Source organism: Bartonella sp. AC62GZZY, from assembly GCF_042196525.1.
GTDB lineage: Bacteria > Pseudomonadota > Alphaproteobacteria > Rhizobiales > Rhizobiaceae > Bartonella.
The window spans coordinates 1-2,059 of record NZ_JBHIQN010000048.1 but is presented as its reverse complement, the minus strand read 5'-3'; the positions used below and the strand labels follow the sequence as shown (position 1 = coordinate 2,059).

Below are 2,059 nucleotides of genomic sequence, written 5' to 3'. Positions count from 1 at the left end.
TACAGCTCTGCCTTTTTCTTCTTGCTTCTTCTCATGACGCGCTACAAAGGCATTGGCTTCATCATTCCATAACAAAGAATCCTGTGCTATCCCTTCAGAAACTTCTTTAATCCGTGCATTCACATGCTTGATATTTGTATCAAGACCGGCAAAAGCACTCCCAACATCATTAAAAGAGCCCTCTGTTATATTACCCTTTGTATCAATCTTGGATAAGTTATAAGTTGGTCCCGTCATGGCAGAACCAGCAACTCCTGCACCTCCACCAAAATATTTTGATGTATTCGCCATAGCCGTTTCCAGATTTCTCGCTGTGGACGAAAGACTCTCACTGATTTTGCTTAACTGTGAAAAATTAACGGCATCGTTCGCTCCAGTGCCATCAGACACTCCTGTAATCTTTTTACCCCCAGCATCAATACCACCCCCAGACATGCTAGGGCCGTCCTTAATCACAAAGCCATCATCACTCATCGTACTATTGCCTGTAATGACGCTTGTAAGTTTGAGAGTATCACTCAAAGTAAATTCAATTTTATGCTTACTTTCTGCAGTATTTTCTGCAATTTTTAAGTTATCTTTTCCTACTTCACTATTTTTCACTGAAAAATCTATTGTACTGCCTGGATTTACGTCTGTAGGATCGGTATCGTTAGCAGAGAGTTTCCAAACTCCTGATGCCAAATCTCGCAACGCTTTTAACTGTGCAACATTCACTGCATCAGTATCTTCACTACCCGCAGCCACACCGGTAATTTGTCGTGTTAGCTTACCATTACCCACGCCACCTACATCTCCTACACTAAAAGCTCCTGTTGTGCTTTTCCATGCTATACCGGTTTTTGTTGTCTCTTTACCTGTTGTAGGATCATAACCAGCAACATTCTTGTTTCTATCAGAGATAGATCCTCCACCTACAGCAACACCATCATTAACAAGCGCCTTTGAATTTACACCAATGGCAACCGAATTTTCCATTACAGCATACGCTTGCGTACCTATAGCAATCGCATTTTCAGCATACGCGATTACTTTTCCGATAGGATTATCTGTGTTTTTTTCAAAGTGCCTGCCCCCTATTGCAATAGCACCTGCCCCCAAAGCTTCAGCATCTGTACCTAAAGCAACACTATTTGTACCTAATGCAGTTGCAAGCCCTCCAATAGCAACTGAAGATTTCCCCGACGCCTCTGATCCCACGCCCATAGCAATACTTGCTATACCACCTGCAAGTGCGGAAACACCAAAGGCTTGCGCTCCTCCAGCCTTTGCTGTCGCACCTGAACCAAAAACGGTTGAATAATTACCCGTCGCTGCAGACCCACACCCTGTTGCAAAAGAATAAGCACCATAAGCCTCAGGCAATGCATTAGTAAAACCACCAGTACTTCCCCCTATATAACCACCCAAAACTTTACCATTAGTGCTACCCGTGTATCCATCACCAGTCCAAATCACCTGTTCAGTGGTCGTACCATAAGGATGACGACCATTAAACGCTTGATCAGTAATAAATCTATTATATTGTTGCTCTGCGGTTATTCGTCGATTATCAGCAATTCCTTGTTGTTGTTTGCCGCCACGACCAACAACGTTGTCTGCACCACAGAAGTCATCATCACCAGAAAAAACAACACTCCCATGACTACCACGCGGATACATAACATTAACACTATTTGTGCTTCTAATTATCTCTCCTGTTATTGAGAGATTCGCCGCAAAAACAGGAGAAACACTCGATAAAAGTGTGGCCATTACCGTACTAAGAGAGATAACTTTAATTAAATTTGGTGTGGAATATTTTTTTTTCATAACAAACTCTCCAATGAAAAAAACTTAAAAACACCTTCAAAACATAAAAAAGACACATTTTAGCATTATTGATCTCTTTGGAACTTAGAGTAGAGAATCATTGCTTAGAGTGTGAACATTTTGAGTCTTTTGTTTTGTTTGTGCTCTCTGTGTTGGGACCTAAATGCTTGTCTTTTTGATTATGTTTTTTGACATAAAGATAACACATTTAGAGTCTAAGGGTTTTAGTGTGTTGTTTTTTCCTAAC

1 pseudogene is annotated in these 2,059 nt (G+C 41.1%); it reads right to left on the bottom strand.

Features of this window, described 5'->3' with window-relative positions:
• Nucleotides 1–1,812 (bottom strand): annotated as a pseudogene (locus tag ACFIML_RS09000) (hypothetical protein); the annotation flags it as partial.
• Nucleotides 1,813–2,059 lie beyond the last annotated feature (247 nt).